Here is a 16,496-nt window from a genome sequence, read left to right on the forward strand (position 1 = left end):
AGAAAGGGGTTGCCGAGCAGCGGAATGAAAGCCTGGCTGCCCAGCGGATGGCGTTCCAGCATGCTCACGGTCAGCGGCATGTCCAGCGCGTCGGCGCGGAAGATGCTGATGATCGCGTTGTCCTCTGGCGTGGCGGTCTCGACCGTGGCCAGTTTGTGAAAGCGCATGGTCGAACCGTTGTTGATCATGAAGTGATCGCTGCCGTCGGTTTCGATGACGTCACCGAAAGGGGCGAAGGCTTCTTTGGTCAGCGGTTCAATCGTCAGTGTGCGCATGCTGTTCTTCTTATCCGAATTCGTTGTTGTTTGCTTTTGTGGCGAGGGAGCTTGCTCCCGCTGGAGTGCGCAGCACTCCCGTCTTTCTTCAAGCAAAAAGCGGGGCCGCTTCGCAGCCCGGCGGGAGCAAGCTCCCTCGCCACAGGTTCACGGCTTACTTGGCGACCTTGCCGAACAGGCGCAGACGGCTCACGCCACCGTCCGGGAACACGTTCAGGCGGATGTGGGTGATCGGGCCCAGTGCCTTGATCTGCTCGACGAAGGTGTGTTCGGCGTGCATCTCCAGCTTCTGGCTCGGCAGCAGCTCACGCCAGAACAGCGACTGGGTCTCGATCTGGCTGTCGGTGCCGCCCTTGACGAAGGCGCCCTGGATCGAGCAGCTGTCCGGGTAGTTGCCCTTGAAGTGCAGGGTGTCGACGACGATCTTCTCGATTTCGCCCGGATGGCCCAGCGCGACGATGACCCAGTCGTTGCCCGGCGTGCGGCGGCGTGCGGTTTCCCAGCCGTCGCCCATGTTGATGCCGCGGCCCGGGTTGAGGATGTTGCTCATGCGGCCGAAGTGCTCGTCGGAGCAGGCGAGGGCGCGTCCGCCGTTCAGGGCGGCGGCCAGGTCCACTTGCTCGTTGTCGCCCACGGCGGACCAGTCACGGAACGGAATGCCGTACACGCGCAGACGGGCCACGCCGCCGTCCGGGTAGATGTTGAAGCGCAGGTGGCTGAACGCCTGGCCGTTGCTGATTTCATGGTAGTGGTGGCTGTTGCCCTGCAGTTCGACGGCCGACAGCACTTCGGTCCACTGGGTGTTCTCGTCCGGCTCGCCGGAGGCCAGGAAGCAGGCTTCGAGGGAGGCCGACGGCGGGAAGTTGCCGGTGAAGAATGAGGTGTCGATGTCCACGCCCTTGATCGAGCCCGGCACGCCCAGGCGGATCACCGCGCTGTCGTAGCCTTCGAAGCGCTTGCGGCGCGACTCCCAGCCGTCCATCCACTTGCCGTTGTCATCGAACACGCCCTCCTTCCACACGGCCGGGGTCGGTTGGAACAGACGGTTGGCGTCTGCGAACCAGTCATCGGTGACCGAAATGATCTTGGTGCCCAGGCGGGCGTCGGCCAGGTTGACGAACTTCTCGAAAGGTACGGCGTAAGCTTTCATTCTTCTTGTCTGCCTTTAATTAGTTGGCTGGGGATGCTTGCGGGGCCCTGGGAAACACAAGCGTTCTAGAGGTTTCTCGGGCCAGGCTTGCTTAAAGAGTCAGTAAACGGAACAGGGCGATCTTGTTGATCTCCGCCAGCGCGCACTTGAACTCGGTGTCGACCGGGTTGTGGATGCGCGTTTCGAACGCCGCGAGGATCTGATGCCGGTTGCTGCCCTTTACCGCCATGATGAAGGGAAACTTGAACTTGGCCTTGTAGGCGTCGTTCAGCTCGGTGAAGCGCTGGAACTCTTCGGCCGTGCATTGGTGGATACCGGCGCCGGCTTGTTCGTGGGTGCTGGCTTCGGTCAGTTGGCCCTGGACGGCGGCTTTGCCGGCCAGGTCCGGGTGGGCGTTGATCAGGGCAAGCTGGCTTGCGTGATCGGCGCTCAACAGGATGTCGCTCATGCGCTGGTGCAGGGTTTCGATCTCGTCGAGCGAAGCGTCCTGGCCCAGGTCGAAGGCCTTTTCGGCCACCCATGGCGAATGTTCGTAGATGTCGGCGAAGGCCTTGACGAAGGCGTCGCGGCCCAGGGCCGACGGCTTGACGGTCTGGAAGGTGCTCATTTGGCAGCCCCTTGGTACGGGTGGGTCGCGTGCCAGTGGCGCGCGATGTCGACGCGGCGGCTGAACCACACCTGCTCATGGCTCTTGGCGTATTCGATGAAGCGCTTGAGCGAGGCCAGGCGCGCCGGACGGCCCACCAGGCGGCAGTGCAGGCCGATCGAGAGCATTTTCGGCGCCTCGGCGCCTTCGGCGTAGAGCACGTCGAACGCGTCCTTGAGGTATTCGAAGAAGTCGTCGCCCTTGTTGAAGCCCTGCACCTGGGTGAAGCGCATGTCGTTGGTGTCGAGGGTGTACGGGATCACCAGGTGCGGCTTGCCGGTCGGGTTGTTCGGTTCCCAGTAGGGCAGGTCGTCGTCGTAGGTGTCGCTGTCGTAGAGGAAGCCGCCTTCCTCCATCACCAGCCGGCGGGTGTTCGGGCCGGTGCGGCCGGTGTACCAGCCAAGCGGGCGTTCGCCGGTGATTTCGGTGAGGATGCGGATCGCTTCGAGCATGTGCTCGCGCTCCTGGGCCTCGTCCATGTACTGGTAGTCGATCCAGCGGTAGCCGTGGCTGCAGATCTCGTGGCCGGCCTGGGCCATCGCGCGGATCACGTCCGGGTGGCGCTGGGCGGCCATGGCGACGGCGAAGACGGTCAGGGGAATGTCGAATTCCTTGAACAGTTTCAGGATCCGCCATACGCCGGCGCGGCTGCCATACTCGTAAAGGGATTCCATGCTCATGTTGCGCACGCCCTGCAGGGGCTGCGCCGCGACCATCTCGGAAAGGAAGGCTTCGGATTCCTTGTCGCCGTGCAGGACGTTGCGCTCGCCGCCTTCTTCGTAGTTGAGCACGAAGGACAGGGCGATCCGGGCATTGCCCGGCCAGTGTGGGTGAGGAGGGTTACTGCCGTAACCGATCAGGTCGCGTGGATAGTCAGCGCTCACTGCAGTCTTCCTTCTTATTCGTTGACAGTTGGTGTGGCGCCCTGGCGTCGGGGTGGCAGGCTGGCGTCACAGCGATGGGCTGATTGTATACAACTTTATTCTCAATTTGTAAGCCTGAATTTTCGCATTTTTCACCGGCCGTCATCTTTTGCTGATAAAGGCGTGAACCTGCAAGAAACCTGCCTGACCAGTCAGCTAATGGATCGGGGGTTCAAGGGAGGCAGGGTTTGGCGGCCGATCAGCGGGAAATCGCCGGACGGCGGGGGTGATGAGAAAAATGTCGTTTTTATTGTGTACATTTTTTTTGAAAAGTGTCTTAATCAGTCGCTCGCCGCAGCTTTTCGGGCTCCGAAACGGTGCGGTCTCCTTTTCAACTGACTTCGGGAGGCGCGAGGCCTGACTGCTTCCTGCAGGCAGGCGCGCAGAATCAATGGGACGTTTGACGACACACGTTTTGGACGCTGCACACGGTTGCCCGGGCAGCTCGATCAAGGTCGAGCTGTACCGCGTCGAAGGTTCGCACCTGGAATTGGTCGCCAGTGCGCTCACCAACAGCGACGGCCGGGTCGATGCCCCGCTGCTGCAGGGCGATGACTACCGCACCGGGGTCTATCAGGTGCAGTTCCATGCCGGCGACTACTACCGCGCCCGTGGCGTCCAACTGCCGGAACCGGCGTTCCTGGACGTGGTGGTGCTGCGTTTCGGCATCTCCGCCGAGCAGGATCACTACCACGTTCCGCTGCTGATCTCGCCGTACAGCTATTCCACATACCGGGGCAGCTGACCCCCAAGCAACTGCCCCCGCCGGGAAGCGACTGCGCATATAGCTTCTTTGGTCTTTCGCCCGCTCACACTGCGGGCTTTTTTTTGCCTGCAGAAAAGTTGTGCCTGTGCTGATGCCATCGCTGGCAAGCCAGCTCCCACACTGTCCAGGTCGTGCGCAATAAATCTGAACACCCCGAGACTGTGGGAGCTGGCTTGCCAGCGATGCTTTTAACGGCTAAGCAGAGACGCCGCCCCCGCGCCACTGAACAAACCGGCGCTGACCCGGTTGAACCAGCTCTGACCCTTGCCGCTGCGCAGGTAGCGCGCCGCGCCGTGGGCACCGAGGCCGTAGGCCAGTTTGCAGCACAGGTCGAGCACCACCCAGGTCGCGATCATGATCAGCAGCTGCGGCAGGAACGGCTGCTGGGCGCTGAGGAACTGCGGCAGGAAGGCGGCGAAGAACAGGATGTCCTTGGGATTGCTGGCGCCCAGCACGAAGGCGCGTCCGAACAGCGTGCGAAAGCGCGGAACCGGCGCGGCCTGGGGCACCTCGGCGCCGACCGACGGCAGGCGCGACTGCTGCCAGCTCTGCCAGGCGAGGTAGAACAGGTACAGCGCACCGACGATCTTCAGCGCGCTGAACAGTTGCTCCGAGGCCAGCAGCAACGCGCCGAGCCCCAGCGCCGAGGCGCTGAGCAGGCAGATCGAGGCGATCACGCCACCGAGAAACGCAGGGTAAGAACGGCGCAAGCCGTAATTCAGGCTGTTGCTGATCATGAGCAGCGACAGCGGCCCGGGAATCAGGATCACCACCAATGCAGCGCCGCTGAACAGCAACCAGGTTTCCAGACTCATCACTTTCCTCCATTTGCGCAAAAGCCTCACCCGAAGGGGTGAGGCCGGTTTGAAGCCAGGTCTGCGTGACGCTTACAGGAAGATGAACTTGGCGATGAAGATCGCGCAGAGCACCCACAGACTGACGGAAATCTCCTTGTACTTGCCGGTGCCGGCCTTCAGCGCCACGTAGGTGATGAAGCCCAGCGCGATGCCGTCGGCGACCGAGAAGGTCAGCGGCATCATGATCGCGGTGACGATCGCCGGAATGCTGTCGGTCGCCTCGTCCCATTCGATGTGGGCCATGCCGCCCATCATCAGCATCGCGACATAAATCAACGCACCGGCGGTGGCGTAGGCGGGAATCATCCCGGCCAGTGGAGCGAAGAACATGGCGGCTATAAATAGCACACCGACGGTGACGGCGGTAAGACCAGTCCGACCGCCAGCGGCTACGCCGGCGGCACTTTCCACGTAGCTGGTGACCGGCGGCACGCCGACCACCGCGCCGAACACGCTGGAGGCGCTGTCGGCCTTCATGGCGCGGGAGAGGTTTTCGATGCGGCCGTCAGCCGCCACCAGGTTGGCCCGCTGGGCAACGCCCATCAGGGTGCCGGCGGTGTCGAACATGTGCACGAAGAGGAAAGCGAGCACGACGCTGATCATGCTGACGTTGAACACGCCCGCCACGTTCATGGCCATCCAGGTCGGGGCCAGGCTCGGCGGCGCCGACATGATCCCTTCGTAGTGCACCAGGCCCAGGCCCCAGCCGGCGAGGGTCACGGTGATGATGCTGATGAGGATCGCGCCGAACACCTTGTGGTAGCTGAGGATCGCGATCATCAGGAAGCACAGGGCGGCGAGCAGCGGGCCCGGCTCGCGCAGGGAACCGAGCTTGATCAGCGTGGCCGGGCTGTCGACCACGATGCCGGCGGTCTTCAGGCCGATCAGCCCGAGGAACAGGCCGACGCCGGCGCCCATCGCAAAGCGCAGGCTGACCGGAATGCTGTTGAGCAGCCATTCGCGGATGCGCGAGAAGGTCAGGATCATGAACAGCACGCCGGAGACGAACACCGCACCGAGCGCGGTCTCCCAGTTGTAGCCCATGGTGCCGACCACGGTGTAGGTGAAGAACGCATTGAGGCCCATGCCCGGCGCCAGGCCCACCGGCCAGTTGGCGTACAGGCCCATCAGCAGGCAGCCCAGCGCCGCCGCGATGCAGGTGGCGACGAACGCCGCACCGTGGTCGATGCCGGCGTCGGCCATGATGTTCGGGTTGACGAAGATGATGTAAGCCATGGTGATGAAGGTTGTCAGACCGGCAATCAGCTCGGTCTTCACCGTGGTGCCGTGCAAGCTGAGTTTGAAGATGCGCTCCAACAGGCCGTTGCGTAACGGCGGCGAGAGGTCCAGCGTCGATGCTTCGGATTTGCGGCTTTCCACAGCGGTACTCCTCAAGAGTTTTATTGTTATTTCCAGGGCCGGACCCAGGAGGGGCGGCAGCGGCCCTTTGAGGCTTACGCGAATTTGTTGACCGTTAGGTCAGGAACTCGCACGCAGTGGATTATGCTTTTGTATACAAATAAAGCAAATAATGTTTTTGGCTTTGTCGACGAAAGTTCTGGCGATAGGGCTATATCGCCATTGCCGATCCTGTGGAAGCTGCTGGCTGGCCAGCGATGGGGCCGGCCGGATCAGTCGGGATGACCCTGACTGTTCCCCAGCGCCATGTTCACCGCCAGCCACCCGTTCACCGCCGCCTCGCCTGCCTCGTTGAACACCCGCTCCAGCAATTTCACCTGCTCGCGGCGTAGCGCCTGTTCGAACTTCGCGCCATCGGCCGTCAGCTCCAGCAGGCGCTTACGCTTGTCGGTCTGTGACGCCACGCTGTCCACCAGGTGCATCTCCTGCAACTGACGCAGCGGCATGTTCAGCGCCTGCTTGCTGACGCCGAGCAGCGCCAGCAGCTCCTTGACGCTCAGGTTGGGGTAGCGGGCGATGAAGAACACGATGCGCTGATGCACCCGCGACAGGCCCCGGCGCTCGAGCATTTCATCGGCCTTGGCGGTGAACGCCTGATAACCGAAGAAGAACGCTTCCATGGCCTGTTGCTGGCTGACGGGGTTTTTAAGGTCAATCATATTGACGTACTCGCTCGGGCTGTCGTAGTTTCGGTCAAGCAGTTTGACTCAACTTCCTCAACCCTCGCCAGCGGTGATTCCCATGGCCTTTTCCGAACGTGTCTCGCGCCTCAAAAGTTCTCTGATCCGTGAAATCCTCGCCGCCGCCCAACGGCCGGAAGTGATGTCGTTCGCCGGCGGCCTGCCGGCCGAAGCCATGCTGCCGAACGTCGAATGGAGCGACATGCCGGTGACCCTCGGCCAATACGGCATGAGCGAAGGCGAACCGGCCCTGCGCGAAAGGCTCGCGGCAGAGGCGAGGGCGCTGGGCCTGCCGTGCGGGGCGAGCCAGGTCCTGGTGGTCAGCGGCTCCCAGCAGACCCTCGATCTGGCCGCCAAGCTGTACATCGACAAGGGCACCGAAATCCTGCTCGAAGCGCCGACCTACCTGGCGGCGCTGCAGATTTTCCAGCTGTTCGGCGCCGACTGCCTGACCGTGCCGCTGGAGGCGGACGGCCCGGACCTTGCGCAATTGCGCCGGCGCCTTGAACAGCACCGCCCAGCGTTCATCTACCTGATCCCGACCTTCCAGAACCCCTCCGCCGTGCGCTACAGCGAAGCCAAGCGCGAAGCGGTCGCTGCGTTGCTGGACGAATTCGGCGTGACGCTGATCGAGGACGAACCCTACCGCGAACTGACCTTTGACGGCGGCAGCGCACGGCCGATCGCCGGGCGCCTGAAGACATCCAGCTGGATCTACACCGGCACCGTGTCGAAAACCCTGCTGCCGGGCTTGCGTGTCGGATACCTGATCGCCAGTCCGGACCTGTTTCCACACCTGCTCAAGCTCAAGCAGTCGGCGGACCTGCACACCAACCGCATCGGCCAGTGGCAAGCCCTGCAATGGATCGGCAGCGAGCAGTACCAAGCGCATCTGACGCAATTGCGCAGCTTCTACCGTCATCGCCGCGACGCGTTTCAGTCGGCGCTGGAGAAGCACTTTTCAGACCTGGCGGACTGGAACGAACCCCAGGGCGGGCTGTTCTTCTGGCTGACCCTCAAGCAGCCGCTGGACACCCGCACCTTGCTCGACGCCGCGCTGGCCGACGATGTGGCGTTCATGCCGGGGGAGCCGTTCTTTCCCGAGCCGGATCGCAACCCCGGTCACCTGCGGCTGAACTTCAGCCACATCGATCCGGAGAGGCTGGATGAGGGCATCAAGCGGCTGGCGGCGGTGGTTCGGCGGGCTCAGGCGGACAAGGCGGCCTGAAAACGAACAAACCGGCTCAAGGGCCGGTTTGTTTTTGTCTGGATCTTGTGGCGATCCGGCTGGCCTCATCGCCAGCAGGCTGGCTCCCACATCGGAATTGTGAACGCCGAACCTGTGGGAGCCAGCCTGCTGGCGATGGCCACGCCGCGGTCAGGCTGCGGCAAACCGCTTGTCCAGGTACTCGATGATCGCCTTGGATTCATACATCCAGGTGGTCTGGCCATTCTCTTCGATGCGCAGGCACGGCACCTTGATCTTGCCGCCCTGTTCCAGCAGGGCCTGGCGGTGCTGCTCGTCGTTCTTCGCATCGCGCAGGGCCACCGGCACGTTCAGGCGGCGCAGGGTGCGGCGGGTCTTCACGCAGAACGGGCAGGCGTGGAACTGGTACAGGGTCAGGTCCTTGGCGGCGGCGTCCACCTGGGCCTGGGCGGCGGCGGGGCGCTGTTTCTTGCCTGGGCGGGTCAGGAAGTCGATGAAGATGATCAGTTGGCCGAGGCCGACACGAAGCGCTTTGACGAACACGTTACAAGCCTCACAGGGACATTGGAGAAGGCGCGCAGCTTACCCGATTTTTCGCGCACGAAAAAAAACCGGCGATCAACGCCGGTTTTCCTATGCCGCGAATCACTTGATCAGGCTGAGGAACTCGCTGCGGGTCGCCGCGTTTTCGCGGAACTCACCCAGCATCACCGAGGTGATCATCGACGAATTCTGCTTCTCCACACCGCGCATCATCATGCACATGTGCTTGGCCTCGATCACCACCGCCACGCCCAGGGCGCCGGTGACTTGCTGCACCGCGTCGGCGATCTGGCGGCTGAGGTTCTCCTGGATCTGCAGGCGGCGGGCGTACATGTCGACGATCCGCGCCACCTTGGACAGGCCCAGCACCTTGCCGCTCGGGATGTAGGCGACGTGGGCCTTGCCGATGAACGGCAGCAGGTGGTGTTCGCACAACGAGTACAGCTCGATGTCCTTGACCAGCACCATTTCGCTGTTGTCGGAGCTGAACAGGGCACCGTTGGTGACCTCTTCGAGCGTCTGTTGGTAACCGCGGCAGAGGTACTGCATGGCCTTGGCTGCACGTTTTGGGGTGTCGAGCAGGCCCTCGCGGGACACGTCTTCGCCCAGTTGGCCGAGGATCGCGGTGTAGTTCTGTTCCAGTGTCACAGAGGCTGATTCCATAAGGGTTTCAGTGGGGTACTGTTTCTGTCCGTACCGATTGTGTGCCGCTCAAGCCACTGTCGGGCCGTCCGGGTCTCCTCGACCAGGGCTCAGGTCAAAGGCTACGTCTGGACGTGACCGGGCTGAGTGGCGATAAACGCAGGGTTCATACCCGCCATGCGGCACATGGTAGCGTAAGTGGGTGGGCAGTTGTATGGCCGACGGGCGTGAATCCCCAATTCGATTGGCTGCGCCGGGCGGTGTCCGACGTTCAGGCCACCCTGCGTGGGGGCCGGAAGCCTTGGCCGGCTGTGCGGCGCCGAGGGTGCTCTTTTGGGGTTAAGGCGGCTGGCGGTGCGCGGGTCAAAGGTTTGAAACGTCGTGTGCAGCCGCAGGAACCGGAACGTCAGGCCCTGCGGCGGCAGGTCGGTCAGCCGATCTGGACGATAGGCCCGGGAGACGTCTTGCTCGGATCCAATTTGATTGGGCCGAAGGTGAGCGACACCATGCTCACGCTGTTGGAGAACGAAGCGGTGCCGTGGCCGTTGTTCGCCATGGTCGCCCAACGGATACGAGAGTATCCGGAGGTGGAGGGCGTGCTTGTGGTCTTGTTCCCGTTACTGACCGGTCCGCACGTGAACTCCATGGTCTGCTGGCCCTCCAGAATGTCCATGTTCCACCACCGGACGTTTGCAATGACGTTAGTAGCATCCAGCACGTCGTTGAGAACGATACTGAACTTCGCCGAAACAATGTCGAAGCCCGTTTCATTCACCAAGACCGGAGCGACAGACTGAACGGAGCCCGAGAGAGGAGGGTAGATCTCTTGGCTGTTCTGGTTGAACTGCAGGGTGCCGGGCAGATCCAGCGTGAGGGAAATGCCGTTCTGTTTGAAGATGGTGAAGGTCTTGACCTGTCCTTGATATTTTTCCGACGCTTGTTCCTTGAGTGCTTGTGACATTTTAATTTCCTTTTTTTATTTTCCGTGAAGTTCGGTAACTGAACTTCTCCCTGTTGCGCGTATCCGGCCTTGGAAACGCGCTCGGCAATTTTTGTAGGACAATTCCACTCTGTCAATGTTTGTCGTGGTCTTTTTGTTTAAGGTTAGTTGCTGCGGTTTTATATTTCGAAGTCAACTAAAAATAGCGTGGCTCTTTAACTATTGGCTATTTGTAGAATGGGAAGGAAGGGCCTTTCACGCAGGTTGGAAGGGAAAAAGGCACACGTGGATGTGCCTTTGGGGGGAATAGGTGCGAAACACATATTGCGATTGGCTATATATAAGAACTGGGTTTGGCGAGAGGGGTGTTTGTGTTTAATGCCACCGGCAGGCCATTGCATGAATGGTCAAAGCGTTGACTGGTGCGCAGACATGAAAGATAAACGACTGAGTGTCATGCGGATAATGAAGTTTGCGCAGGCATGTTTGGCGTGCAGATGAGCCAAGAGTTGCGCAGCAATTGATGCAAAGGAGTTCGCCGCACTTCCCGCCCATCGTCTGTTTCGAAATGAACGGGGGCGGCGGCTTGCACCGCTCTCGCCGTATCGGCCGGGCGACGCTATTCGTCGCGGCCTTCCATCATGGTGCGTTTGAGCATCACATACACCGAGCCTGCGCCGCCGTGCCGGGGCTGGCACGAGGTGAAGCCGAGCACCTGCGGATGCTGGCGCAGCCAGGTGTTGACGTGGCTCTTGATCATCGGCCGCTTGCCGTCCAGCCGCACGGCCTTGCCGTGGGTGACGCGCACGCAGCGGATCTCCAGTTTCGTGGCTTCGGCCAGAAACGCCCAGAGGGTCTCCCGGGCCTTCTCGACGTTCATGCCGTGCAGGTCGAGGCTGCCTTCGAACGGAATCTGACCGGCCTTGAGCTTGCGCACCTGACTTTCCTGAACGCCGTCGCGGGCCCACATCAGTTCATCTTCCGGGCCGACGTCGATCACGAACTGATCCGACAGACCGTCCACGGTGGTGGTGTCGGTGCGCACAGTGGCGGATTGGCGCAGCTTGGCGATCTGTGCGCGGTCTGCCTTGGGTTTGCCGGTGTCGGCGCGGTCGTGCTTGATCGGCTTGACGCCTTGGATCGCACTTTTGAACAGGGAAAAATCGTCGTCTTGCATGTCAGCCTCCGCGAAGGGCGGCCAGTTTACCCAAGTCGACACAAAACGGCCCGGCAAAAAGCCGGGCCGTCGGGTCAGTCGTGTTTTTTCATCAGGTGCGGGGACATGTTCAGTTCCCGCGATTGCCGTGCGCGGCGCCGGCAGCGGCGCCACAACGCCACGCCGAAATACAGGAACAGCAGGCCGAGCGCCAGGACGATCGCCGAAGCGGCGGGGGTGGCGTTCAGGTCGCCGAGCGCCGGCGGACGCCCCAGCAGGCTGGCGGCCCCGGCCATCGCCAGCAGCACCCCGAATGTCGCCAGGAGCGCGGCGACCGCAGCGCCGAACCGGAAACGCCAGTTGCGTTGGCCCTTGGGCCGCAAGCGGCGTGCGTCAAATCCATCGGATAACTTCATTCCGACCTTCCTCAATGGTATCGGCCCTTCGACCGGGAGTTGACCGGGTTGTTCCTGAGGCTAGGGTAATTGAAGCGAATGCGAGGCTTTTGCGGATGAGCGGCGCTGCGGGCCGCTCACCGAAGGGGCTGTCAGATCAGGTCCTGGGTCAGCGCGAGGGTGGCGAAGTTGTCGGCCATGATCGCCATTTCCGCTTCCTGCACCTGTTCGGCGCTGAGCACGCGGCCCTTGAAAGGCAAATCGCGGGTGGCGCAGGCGTCCTCGACCAGGGTGCAGCGGAAACCCAGGTTCTTCGCCGCGCGCACGGTGGTGCTGACGCTGGAGTGGCTCATGAAGCCGCAGACGATCAGGTCCAGCGAGCCGAGGGTCTGCAGGCGGTCGTAGAGTTCGGTGCCGTGGAAGGCGCTCGGCAGCAGTTTGCCGATGATGGTCTCGTCGCCCTGGGGCTCCAGGCCGGTGATGAACTCGCCGCGTTCGCCCTGGGGGTCGAACAGGCCGCCGACGGTGCCCAGGTGGCGCACATGCACGATCGGGCGGCCGGCCGCACGGGCGGCGGCGAGCAGTTGCTTGATGTTCGCGACAGCCGCGTCCATGCCGCTCAGGGCCAGGGGGCCGCTGAGGTACTCCTTCTGGGCATCGATGATGACCACGGTGGCATGGCTCAACGTGGCCGCTGCGTAACCGCGACCGCTGAGTTGAAACATCGTTTTTGGAACGGACATTCTGGGGCTCCTTGGGAGGGGGCTTTTGCGACATTCTCCTCTGGCTGAGCGGTTCTGTGAATCGCTACCATCGTAGGCACCGTCGTTACTGGGCTGCAGCCTTGTCAAGCGACGCGTTCTGTTCAATAGCAGACGCGAAAAACAGAAAAGTCCTACCGATGAGCCTGTGTTTTTCCTGCGTCGTCGTGGCGCGTTTTGGCTGGTAGAATCGCCAGTCGTTTTTTCTGGAGTTCTGCCCCTGTGATCACTTCCCGACTTCGTACCCTGCGTGACCATATCCGTTGGGCCGTCAGCCGCTTCCATGGGGAGGATCTGTTTTTCGGCCATGGCACCGACAACGCCTGGGACGAAGCCCGTCAACTGGTGTTGGGTGCGCTGCACCTGCCGTGGGAAATCGCCGACAGCTATCTCGACTGCGCACTGGAAGATGACGAGCTGGTCCATCTTCAGCACCTGCTCAAGCGCCGCATCGTCGAGCGCATCCCGACCGCCTACCTGCTGGGCGAGGCCTGGTTCTGCGGGATGTCGTTCATCGTCGATCCCCGCGTGCTGATCCCGCGTTCGCCGATCGGCGAGCTGATCGAAAACCGCTTCGCGCCGTGGATCGGCGGCGAGCCTGCGCGGATCCTCGACCTGTGCACCGGTTCCGGCTGCATCGGCATCGCCTGCGCCTACGAGTTCCAGGACGCCGAAGTGGTGCTGGCGGACCTGTCGTTCGAAGCGTTGGAGGTGGCGAACCAGAACATCGAGCGCCATGGCGTCGAAGAGCGCGTGTACACGGTGCAGGGCGACGGCTTCGACGGGCTGCCGGGCCAGCGCTTCGACCTGATCGTGTCGAACCCGCCCTACGTCGATGCGGAAGATTTCGCCGACATGCCGGACGAGTACCAGCACGAACCGGAACTGGGCCTGGCCTGCGGCGACGATGGCCTGAACCTGGTGCGGCGGATGCTCGCCGAAGCGGCCGATCACCTGACCGAGAAAGGGTTGCTGATCGTCGAGGTGGGCAACAGCCAGGTGCACGTCGAGGCGTTGTACCCGGAAGTCGATTTCGCCTGGCTGGAGTTCGAGCGCGGCGGGCACGGCGTGTTCATGCTCACCGCCGAACAGTGCCGCGCCCATCAGGCGCTGTTCGCTTCGCGCGTTTGACCTGACAGGCTCATGTGGCGAGGGAGCTTGCTCCCGCCCGGCTGCAAAGCAGCCGTAAATCCTGCAAATGCGGTGTGTCCGGTTTGCCGCGTTTACAGGATTGGGTCTGCTGCGCAGACCAACGGGAGCAAGCTCCCTCGCCACCGGTCATCGCTGTTTTTCAGCGGTGGGTGGCGATCCAGATCAGCAAGCCGGCCTGGAATACCGCAAACGCCACCAGGCACGTGATGGTGAAGCGCAGCCCGGCGTCTTCGCGCTTGAACTTGCTGACCTTCTCTTCCTGCGTCTTGATCCTGACTTCCTGCTCGGCCAGGTTCTGCTCGGCCTGCTGCAGCATCTGCGCGGCCTCCAGAATCTCGACGATCTGCACTTTTTCCGTGTTCCAGTCGCCGCGCAGGTCGCCGACCGCGACATCCTTGATGCTGCCCTTCAAATGCTGGGCATCGGCGTAGGCCACTTCAAAGCCATGTCCGCGCAGGAAGTGGTCGCGGCGCAGGCGGGTGTCTTCGTTCAGCGCGTCCTTGTTGTTCAGGTCGGTGCCGTCGACGGTGTAGCCGGGCCAGCGTTTCTTCGCCCACGTGATGCCCTGGGCGGCCATGAAGCGGCCGATGCCGCGGTTCACCGGTTCGACCTGCAGGCCGGTGTCCGGGCCGAAATGCACACGTTTGGCGGTGTGGTCGACCCACACGTCCAAATGATTCTGTTCCTTGCGCACGCGCTGGCCGGGCAGCTTGATGGCCATGCGCATCAGGCTCTTGTCCTTGCCGTGGCGTTCGGCGTAACCGAACTCGACGAAGCGCAGCGGACGTCCGCCGGTGTGCCGGTCGGTCTGCAGCGGGGCCAGGCGGAGCATCTTGTGGTGCTCGACGTGGACATCCGCCCACGGCAGCTCGACCGCTGGCGGTGCGTCTTTGTCAGCGGTGGTGTCGGGTGAAGTCTGGGTATCAGTCATAACGGCGAGATCCTGTCCAAGCGCTGCTTGCCGCCAGCCGATTCGCTGGCGACAAAGGCTTATCGGCCGCTTTTTCAAGGACTGGAGGGCAAACGGCGCTTATCGGGTGCGAAGTCCGTCAATAAATTCGAGGAGCCGTGCGCCGAGTTCGGCCGCCAGCGGCAGATTCGGGTCTTTGTAGGAGGCCAGTTGCCGCTTCAGGTCGTTGGGAACGATGCGCAGCACATGGTTCATGCCTTCGATCAGCGCCAGTTGCGCATCCGGTTTGGCGGCCTTGAGCAGGCGGGCGTCATCGACCTGCACCTGGATGTCGTGGCTGCCCTGAACGATCAGCGCCGGCATCTTCAGCGCCGCGAAGGCCGCCACCGGATCCTGGCGGAACAGGGAAATCAGGTACGGCTGCACGCTCGGCCGGAAAATCACCTGCAACGGCGCGGGCACGCGGTCGTCGGTGCGTCCGGCCTTGAGGCTGTCGAGCAGTTCGTTGCTGCGCAGCATCAAGGCCGGCGGCAGGCTGCGGGCCAGTTGCTGGCGCAGCACTTGATCGATCGGGCGGGCGCTGCCGGACAGGGAAACCACCGCCGCCGCATCGACCTTCGGCGCGGCGAGGCTGGCGATCAGCGCGCCTTCGCTGTGGCCGAGCAGGATCAGCGGGCCGAAGCGCGGGTCAGCCTTGAGCTGGCGGCCCCAGGCCACCGCGTCCGCCACGTAGGCCTCCACGCTCAGGTTGCGCTCGTCGGGCGTGGCCGCCAGGCTGGCGGCCACGCCGCGCTTGTCGAACCGGACGCTGGCGACATTATGCTTGGCCAGCACCCAGGCCAGCCGCTTGAGGCTGTCGTTGCGCCCGCCGTCGGGGTTGTTTCCGTCACGGTCTGTCGGGCCCGAGCCAGAAAGGATCAGGACGACAGGCACAGGCTTGTCGGACTTTGGCAGCAACAGCGAGCCGAAAAGTTCGCCGCTGTCGGTGGTCAAAGTGACCGGGCGTTGCAGGACAGTCGCCTGGGCAAAGCCGGTCAGCAGGGTCAGGCTCAAGATCAAAACTCGCAGCATCATCACGCCATCATTTGCAAAGGTGCCGGTTGGACTCGGCATCACCCGTAAGGTTCGAGGATGAACTAGTCGGTTAGCCTGCGTATACTGGCGCGCATCACGAATTTGGGTTCGATTTCACGGAGCGTCCTGCATGTCCGGCAATACCTACGGCAAGCTGTTCACTGTCACCACCGCTGGCGAGAGCCATGGACCGGCGTTGGTCGCCATTGTCGACGGCTGCCCGCCGGGCCTGGAGATCTCCCTCGACGACCTGCAGCGCGACCTCGACCGCCGCAAGCCGGGCACCAGCCGCCACACCACCCAGCGCCAGGAGGCCGACGAAGTCGAGATCCTGTCCGGCGTGTTCGAGGGCCGCACCACCGGTTGCGCCATCGGCCTGCTGATCCGCAACACCGACCAGAAGTCCAAGGACTACTCGGCGATCAAGGACCTGTTCCGCCCGGCCCACGCCGACTACACCTACCACCACAAGTACGGCGAGCGCGACTACCGCGGCGGCGGCCGCAGCTCGGCCCGGGAAACCGCGATGCGCGTGGCCGCGGGCGCCATCGCCAAGAAGTACCTGGCCAGCCAGGGCATCGTCGTGCGCGGCTACATGAGCCAGCTCGGCCCGATCGAAATCCCGTTCAAGACCTGGGACTCGGTGGAGCAGAACGCTTTCTTCAGCCCTGATCCGGACAAGGTGCCGGAGCTGGAGGCCTACATGGACCAGCTGCGCCGCGACCAGGACTCGGTCGGCGCCAAGATCACCGTCGTGGCCGAAGGCGTGATGCCGGGCCTGGGCGAGCCGATCTTCGACCGCCTCGACGCCGAACTGGCCCATGCGCTGATGAGCATCAACGCGGTGAAGGGCGTGGAGATCGGCGCCGGGTTCGCCTGCGTGGCCCAGCGCGGCACCGAGCACCGCGACGAGCTGACCCCGGAAGGCTTCCTGAGCAACAACGCCGGCGGCATCCTGGGCGGCATCTCCTCCGGCCAGCCGATCGTTGCGCACCTGGCG

19 protein-coding genes are annotated in these 16,496 nt (G+C 62.9%); 4 read left to right on the forward strand and 15 right to left on the reverse strand.

Going from position 1 to position 16,496, the window contains the following annotated elements:
- The 4 genes from ACIP0B_RS24935 to puuE all read right to left on the reverse strand — a co-directional run.
- Positions 1-275 (reverse strand): ureidoglycolate lyase (locus tag ACIP0B_RS24935; RefSeq protein ID WP_400836987.1); only part of this gene is annotated, 275 nt, incomplete at its 3' end.
- A gap of 154 nt (positions 276-429) precedes the next feature.
- Entirely contained in the window at positions 430-1,425 is a 996-nt protein-coding gene (gene alc / locus ACIP0B_RS24940) for an allantoicase (protein ID WP_400836990.1), read from the reverse strand.
- Between the two features lie 91 nt (positions 1,426-1,516).
- Positions 1,517-2,032 carry a 2-oxo-4-hydroxy-4-carboxy-5-ureidoimidazoline decarboxylase gene (gene uraD / locus ACIP0B_RS24945; protein WP_400836993.1) on the reverse strand — a complete coding sequence of 172 codons (516 nt, stop codon included), beginning with the start codon at positions 2,030-2,032 and terminating at the stop codon, positions 1,517-1,519.
- On the reverse strand, positions 2,029-2,955 hold the full coding sequence (puuE, locus tag ACIP0B_RS24950; protein WP_400836996.1) for an allantoinase PuuE: 927 nt from the start codon (positions 2,953-2,955) through the stop codon (positions 2,029-2,031). Before puuE ends, uraD begins: the two co-directional genes overlap by 4 nt.
- Before the next feature lie 430 nt (positions 2,956-3,385).
- Between puuE and uraH the strand changes: the two genes are divergently transcribed.
- On the forward strand, positions 3,386-3,739 hold the full coding sequence (gene uraH, locus ACIP0B_RS24955) for a hydroxyisourate hydrolase (RefSeq protein ID WP_011333195.1): 354 nt from the start codon (positions 3,386-3,388) through the stop codon (positions 3,737-3,739).
- Positions 3,740-3,948: 209 nt separating this feature from the next.
- On the opposite strand, the gene ACIP0B_RS24960 is transcribed toward uraH, so the two are convergent.
- The 3 genes from ACIP0B_RS24960 to ACIP0B_RS24970 all read right to left on the reverse strand — a co-directional run bounded on the left by ACIP0B_RS24960 (position 3,949) and on the right by ACIP0B_RS24970 (position 6,695).
- Positions 3,949-4,575, reverse strand: coding sequence for a LysE family translocator (locus ACIP0B_RS24960; RefSeq protein ID WP_085577665.1), 627 nt, complete (start codon positions 4,573-4,575; stop codon positions 3,949-3,951).
- A 72-nt stretch (positions 4,576-4,647) separates the two neighbouring features.
- Positions 4,648-5,997, reverse strand: a complete 1,350-nt coding sequence (locus ACIP0B_RS24965; RefSeq protein WP_400837000.1) for an NCS2 family permease — start codon at positions 5,995-5,997, stop codon at positions 4,648-4,650.
- A gap of 251 nt (positions 5,998-6,248) precedes the next feature.
- Entirely contained in the window at positions 6,249-6,695 is a 447-nt protein-coding gene (locus tag ACIP0B_RS24970) for a MarR family winged helix-turn-helix transcriptional regulator (RefSeq protein WP_400837003.1), read from the reverse strand.
- Positions 6,696-6,777: 82 nt separating this feature from the next.
- On the opposite strand from ACIP0B_RS24970, the gene ACIP0B_RS24975 reads away from it, so the two are divergent.
- Positions 6,778-7,944: a PLP-dependent aminotransferase family protein gene (locus ACIP0B_RS24975; RefSeq protein ID WP_400837006.1), complete on the forward strand. Its 1,167-nt coding sequence runs from the start codon at positions 6,778-6,780 to the stop codon at positions 7,942-7,944.
- A gap of 150 nt (positions 7,945-8,094) precedes the next feature.
- Here the strand turns inward: ACIP0B_RS24975 and ACIP0B_RS24980 are convergent, their stop codons facing one another.
- The 6 genes from ACIP0B_RS24980 to ACIP0B_RS25005 all read right to left on the reverse strand — a co-directional run bounded on the left by ACIP0B_RS24980 (position 8,095) and on the right by ACIP0B_RS25005 (position 12,342).
- A complete protein-coding gene (locus tag ACIP0B_RS24980) occupies positions 8,095-8,466 on the reverse strand; it encodes a glutathione S-transferase N-terminal domain-containing protein (RefSeq protein WP_400837009.1) in 372 nt (123 codons plus the stop codon).
- A 102-nt stretch (positions 8,467-8,568) separates the two neighbouring features.
- On the reverse strand, positions 8,569-9,114 hold the full coding sequence (folE, locus tag ACIP0B_RS24985; protein WP_218189694.1) for a GTP cyclohydrolase I FolE: 546 nt from the start codon (positions 9,112-9,114) through the stop codon (positions 8,569-8,571).
- Between the two features lie 424 nt (positions 9,115-9,538).
- Entirely contained in the window at positions 9,539-10,069 is a 531-nt protein-coding gene (locus ACIP0B_RS24990) for a hypothetical protein (protein WP_400837013.1), read from the reverse strand.
- A 598-nt stretch (positions 10,070-10,667) separates the two neighbouring features.
- Positions 10,668-11,225 carry a Smr/MutS family protein gene (locus ACIP0B_RS24995; RefSeq protein ID WP_400837015.1) on the reverse strand — a complete coding sequence of 186 codons (558 nt, stop codon included), beginning with the start codon at positions 11,223-11,225 and terminating at the stop codon, positions 10,668-10,670.
- A gap of 74 nt (positions 11,226-11,299) precedes the next feature.
- Positions 11,300-11,620 (reverse strand): hypothetical protein, encoded by a 321-nt coding sequence (locus tag ACIP0B_RS25000; RefSeq protein WP_400837018.1) that lies wholly within the window; start codon positions 11,618-11,620, stop codon positions 11,300-11,302.
- A gap of 131 nt (positions 11,621-11,751) precedes the next feature.
- Positions 11,752-12,342, reverse strand: a complete 591-nt coding sequence (locus ACIP0B_RS25005) for a cysteine hydrolase family protein (protein ID WP_400837021.1) — start codon at positions 12,340-12,342, stop codon at positions 11,752-11,754.
- A 240-nt stretch (positions 12,343-12,582) separates the two neighbouring features.
- Between ACIP0B_RS25005 and prmB the strand changes: the two genes are divergently transcribed.
- On the forward strand, positions 12,583-13,491 hold the full coding sequence (gene prmB, locus ACIP0B_RS25010) for a 50S ribosomal protein L3 N(5)-glutamine methyltransferase (protein WP_400837024.1): 909 nt from the start codon (positions 12,583-12,585) through the stop codon (positions 13,489-13,491).
- 160 nt (positions 13,492-13,651) lie between these two features.
- Here the strand turns inward: prmB and ACIP0B_RS25015 are convergent, their stop codons facing one another.
- Both ACIP0B_RS25015 and ACIP0B_RS25020 read right to left on the reverse strand, forming a co-directional pair.
- Complete coding sequence (locus ACIP0B_RS25015) at positions 13,652-14,443, reverse strand: hypothetical protein (RefSeq protein ID WP_400837026.1); 792 nt, start codon at positions 14,441-14,443, stop codon at positions 13,652-13,654.
- Positions 14,444-14,542: 99 nt separating this feature from the next.
- On the reverse strand, positions 14,543-15,496 hold the full coding sequence (locus ACIP0B_RS25020) for an alpha/beta hydrolase (RefSeq protein WP_400837029.1): 954 nt from the start codon (positions 15,494-15,496) through the stop codon (positions 14,543-14,545).
- A gap of 130 nt (positions 15,497-15,626) precedes the next feature.
- On the opposite strand from ACIP0B_RS25020, the gene aroC reads away from it, so the two are divergent.
- Positions 15,627-16,496 (forward strand): chorismate synthase (gene aroC / locus ACIP0B_RS25025; protein ID WP_400837032.1); only part of this gene is annotated, 870 nt, incomplete at its 3' end.

This window comes from Pseudomonas sp. NPDC089534 (assembly GCF_044749305.1).
GTDB lineage: Bacteria > Pseudomonadota > Gammaproteobacteria > Pseudomonadales > Pseudomonadaceae > Aquipseudomonas > Aquipseudomonas ekonensis.

Bases quoted from the DNA above. Each gene is read 5' to 3' on its own strand.
- alc (WP_400836990.1), bottom strand. From the start codon at position 1,425: ATGAAAGCTTACGCCGTACCTTTCGAGAAGTTCGTCAACCTGGCCGAC.
- uraD (WP_400836993.1), bottom strand. From the start codon at position 2,032: ATGAGCACCTTCCAGACCGTCAAGCCGTCGGCCCTGGGCCGCGACGCC.
- uraH (WP_011333195.1), top strand. From the start codon at position 3,386: ATGGGACGTTTGACGACACACGTTTTGGACGCTGCACACGGTTGCCCG.
- ACIP0B_RS24960 (WP_085577665.1), bottom strand. From the start codon at position 4,575: ATGAGTCTGGAAACCTGGTTGCTGTTCAGCGGCGCTGCATTGGTGGTG.
- ACIP0B_RS24970 (WP_400837003.1), bottom strand. From the start codon at position 6,695: ATGATTGACCTTAAAAACCCCGTCAGCCAGCAACAGGCCATGGAAGCG.
- ACIP0B_RS24975 (WP_400837006.1), top strand. From the start codon at position 6,778: ATGGCCTTTTCCGAACGTGTCTCGCGCCTCAAAAGTTCTCTGATCCGT.
- ACIP0B_RS24990 (WP_400837013.1), bottom strand. From the start codon at position 10,069: ATGTCACAAGCACTCAAGGAACAAGCGTCGGAAAAATATCAAGGACAG.
- ACIP0B_RS24995 (WP_400837015.1), bottom strand. From the start codon at position 11,225: ATGCAAGACGACGATTTTTCCCTGTTCAAAAGTGCGATCCAAGGCGTC.
- ACIP0B_RS25000 (WP_400837018.1), bottom strand. From the start codon at position 11,620: ATGAAGTTATCCGATGGATTTGACGCACGCCGCTTGCGGCCCAAGGGC.
- ACIP0B_RS25005 (WP_400837021.1), bottom strand. From the start codon at position 12,342: ATGTCCGTTCCAAAAACGATGTTTCAACTCAGCGGTCGCGGTTACGCA.
- ACIP0B_RS25015 (WP_400837026.1), bottom strand. From the start codon at position 14,443: ATGACTGATACCCAGACTTCACCCGACACCACCGCTGACAAAGACGCA.
- ACIP0B_RS25020 (WP_400837029.1), bottom strand. From the start codon at position 15,496: ATGATGCTGCGAGTTTTGATCTTGAGCCTGACCCTGCTGACCGGCTTT.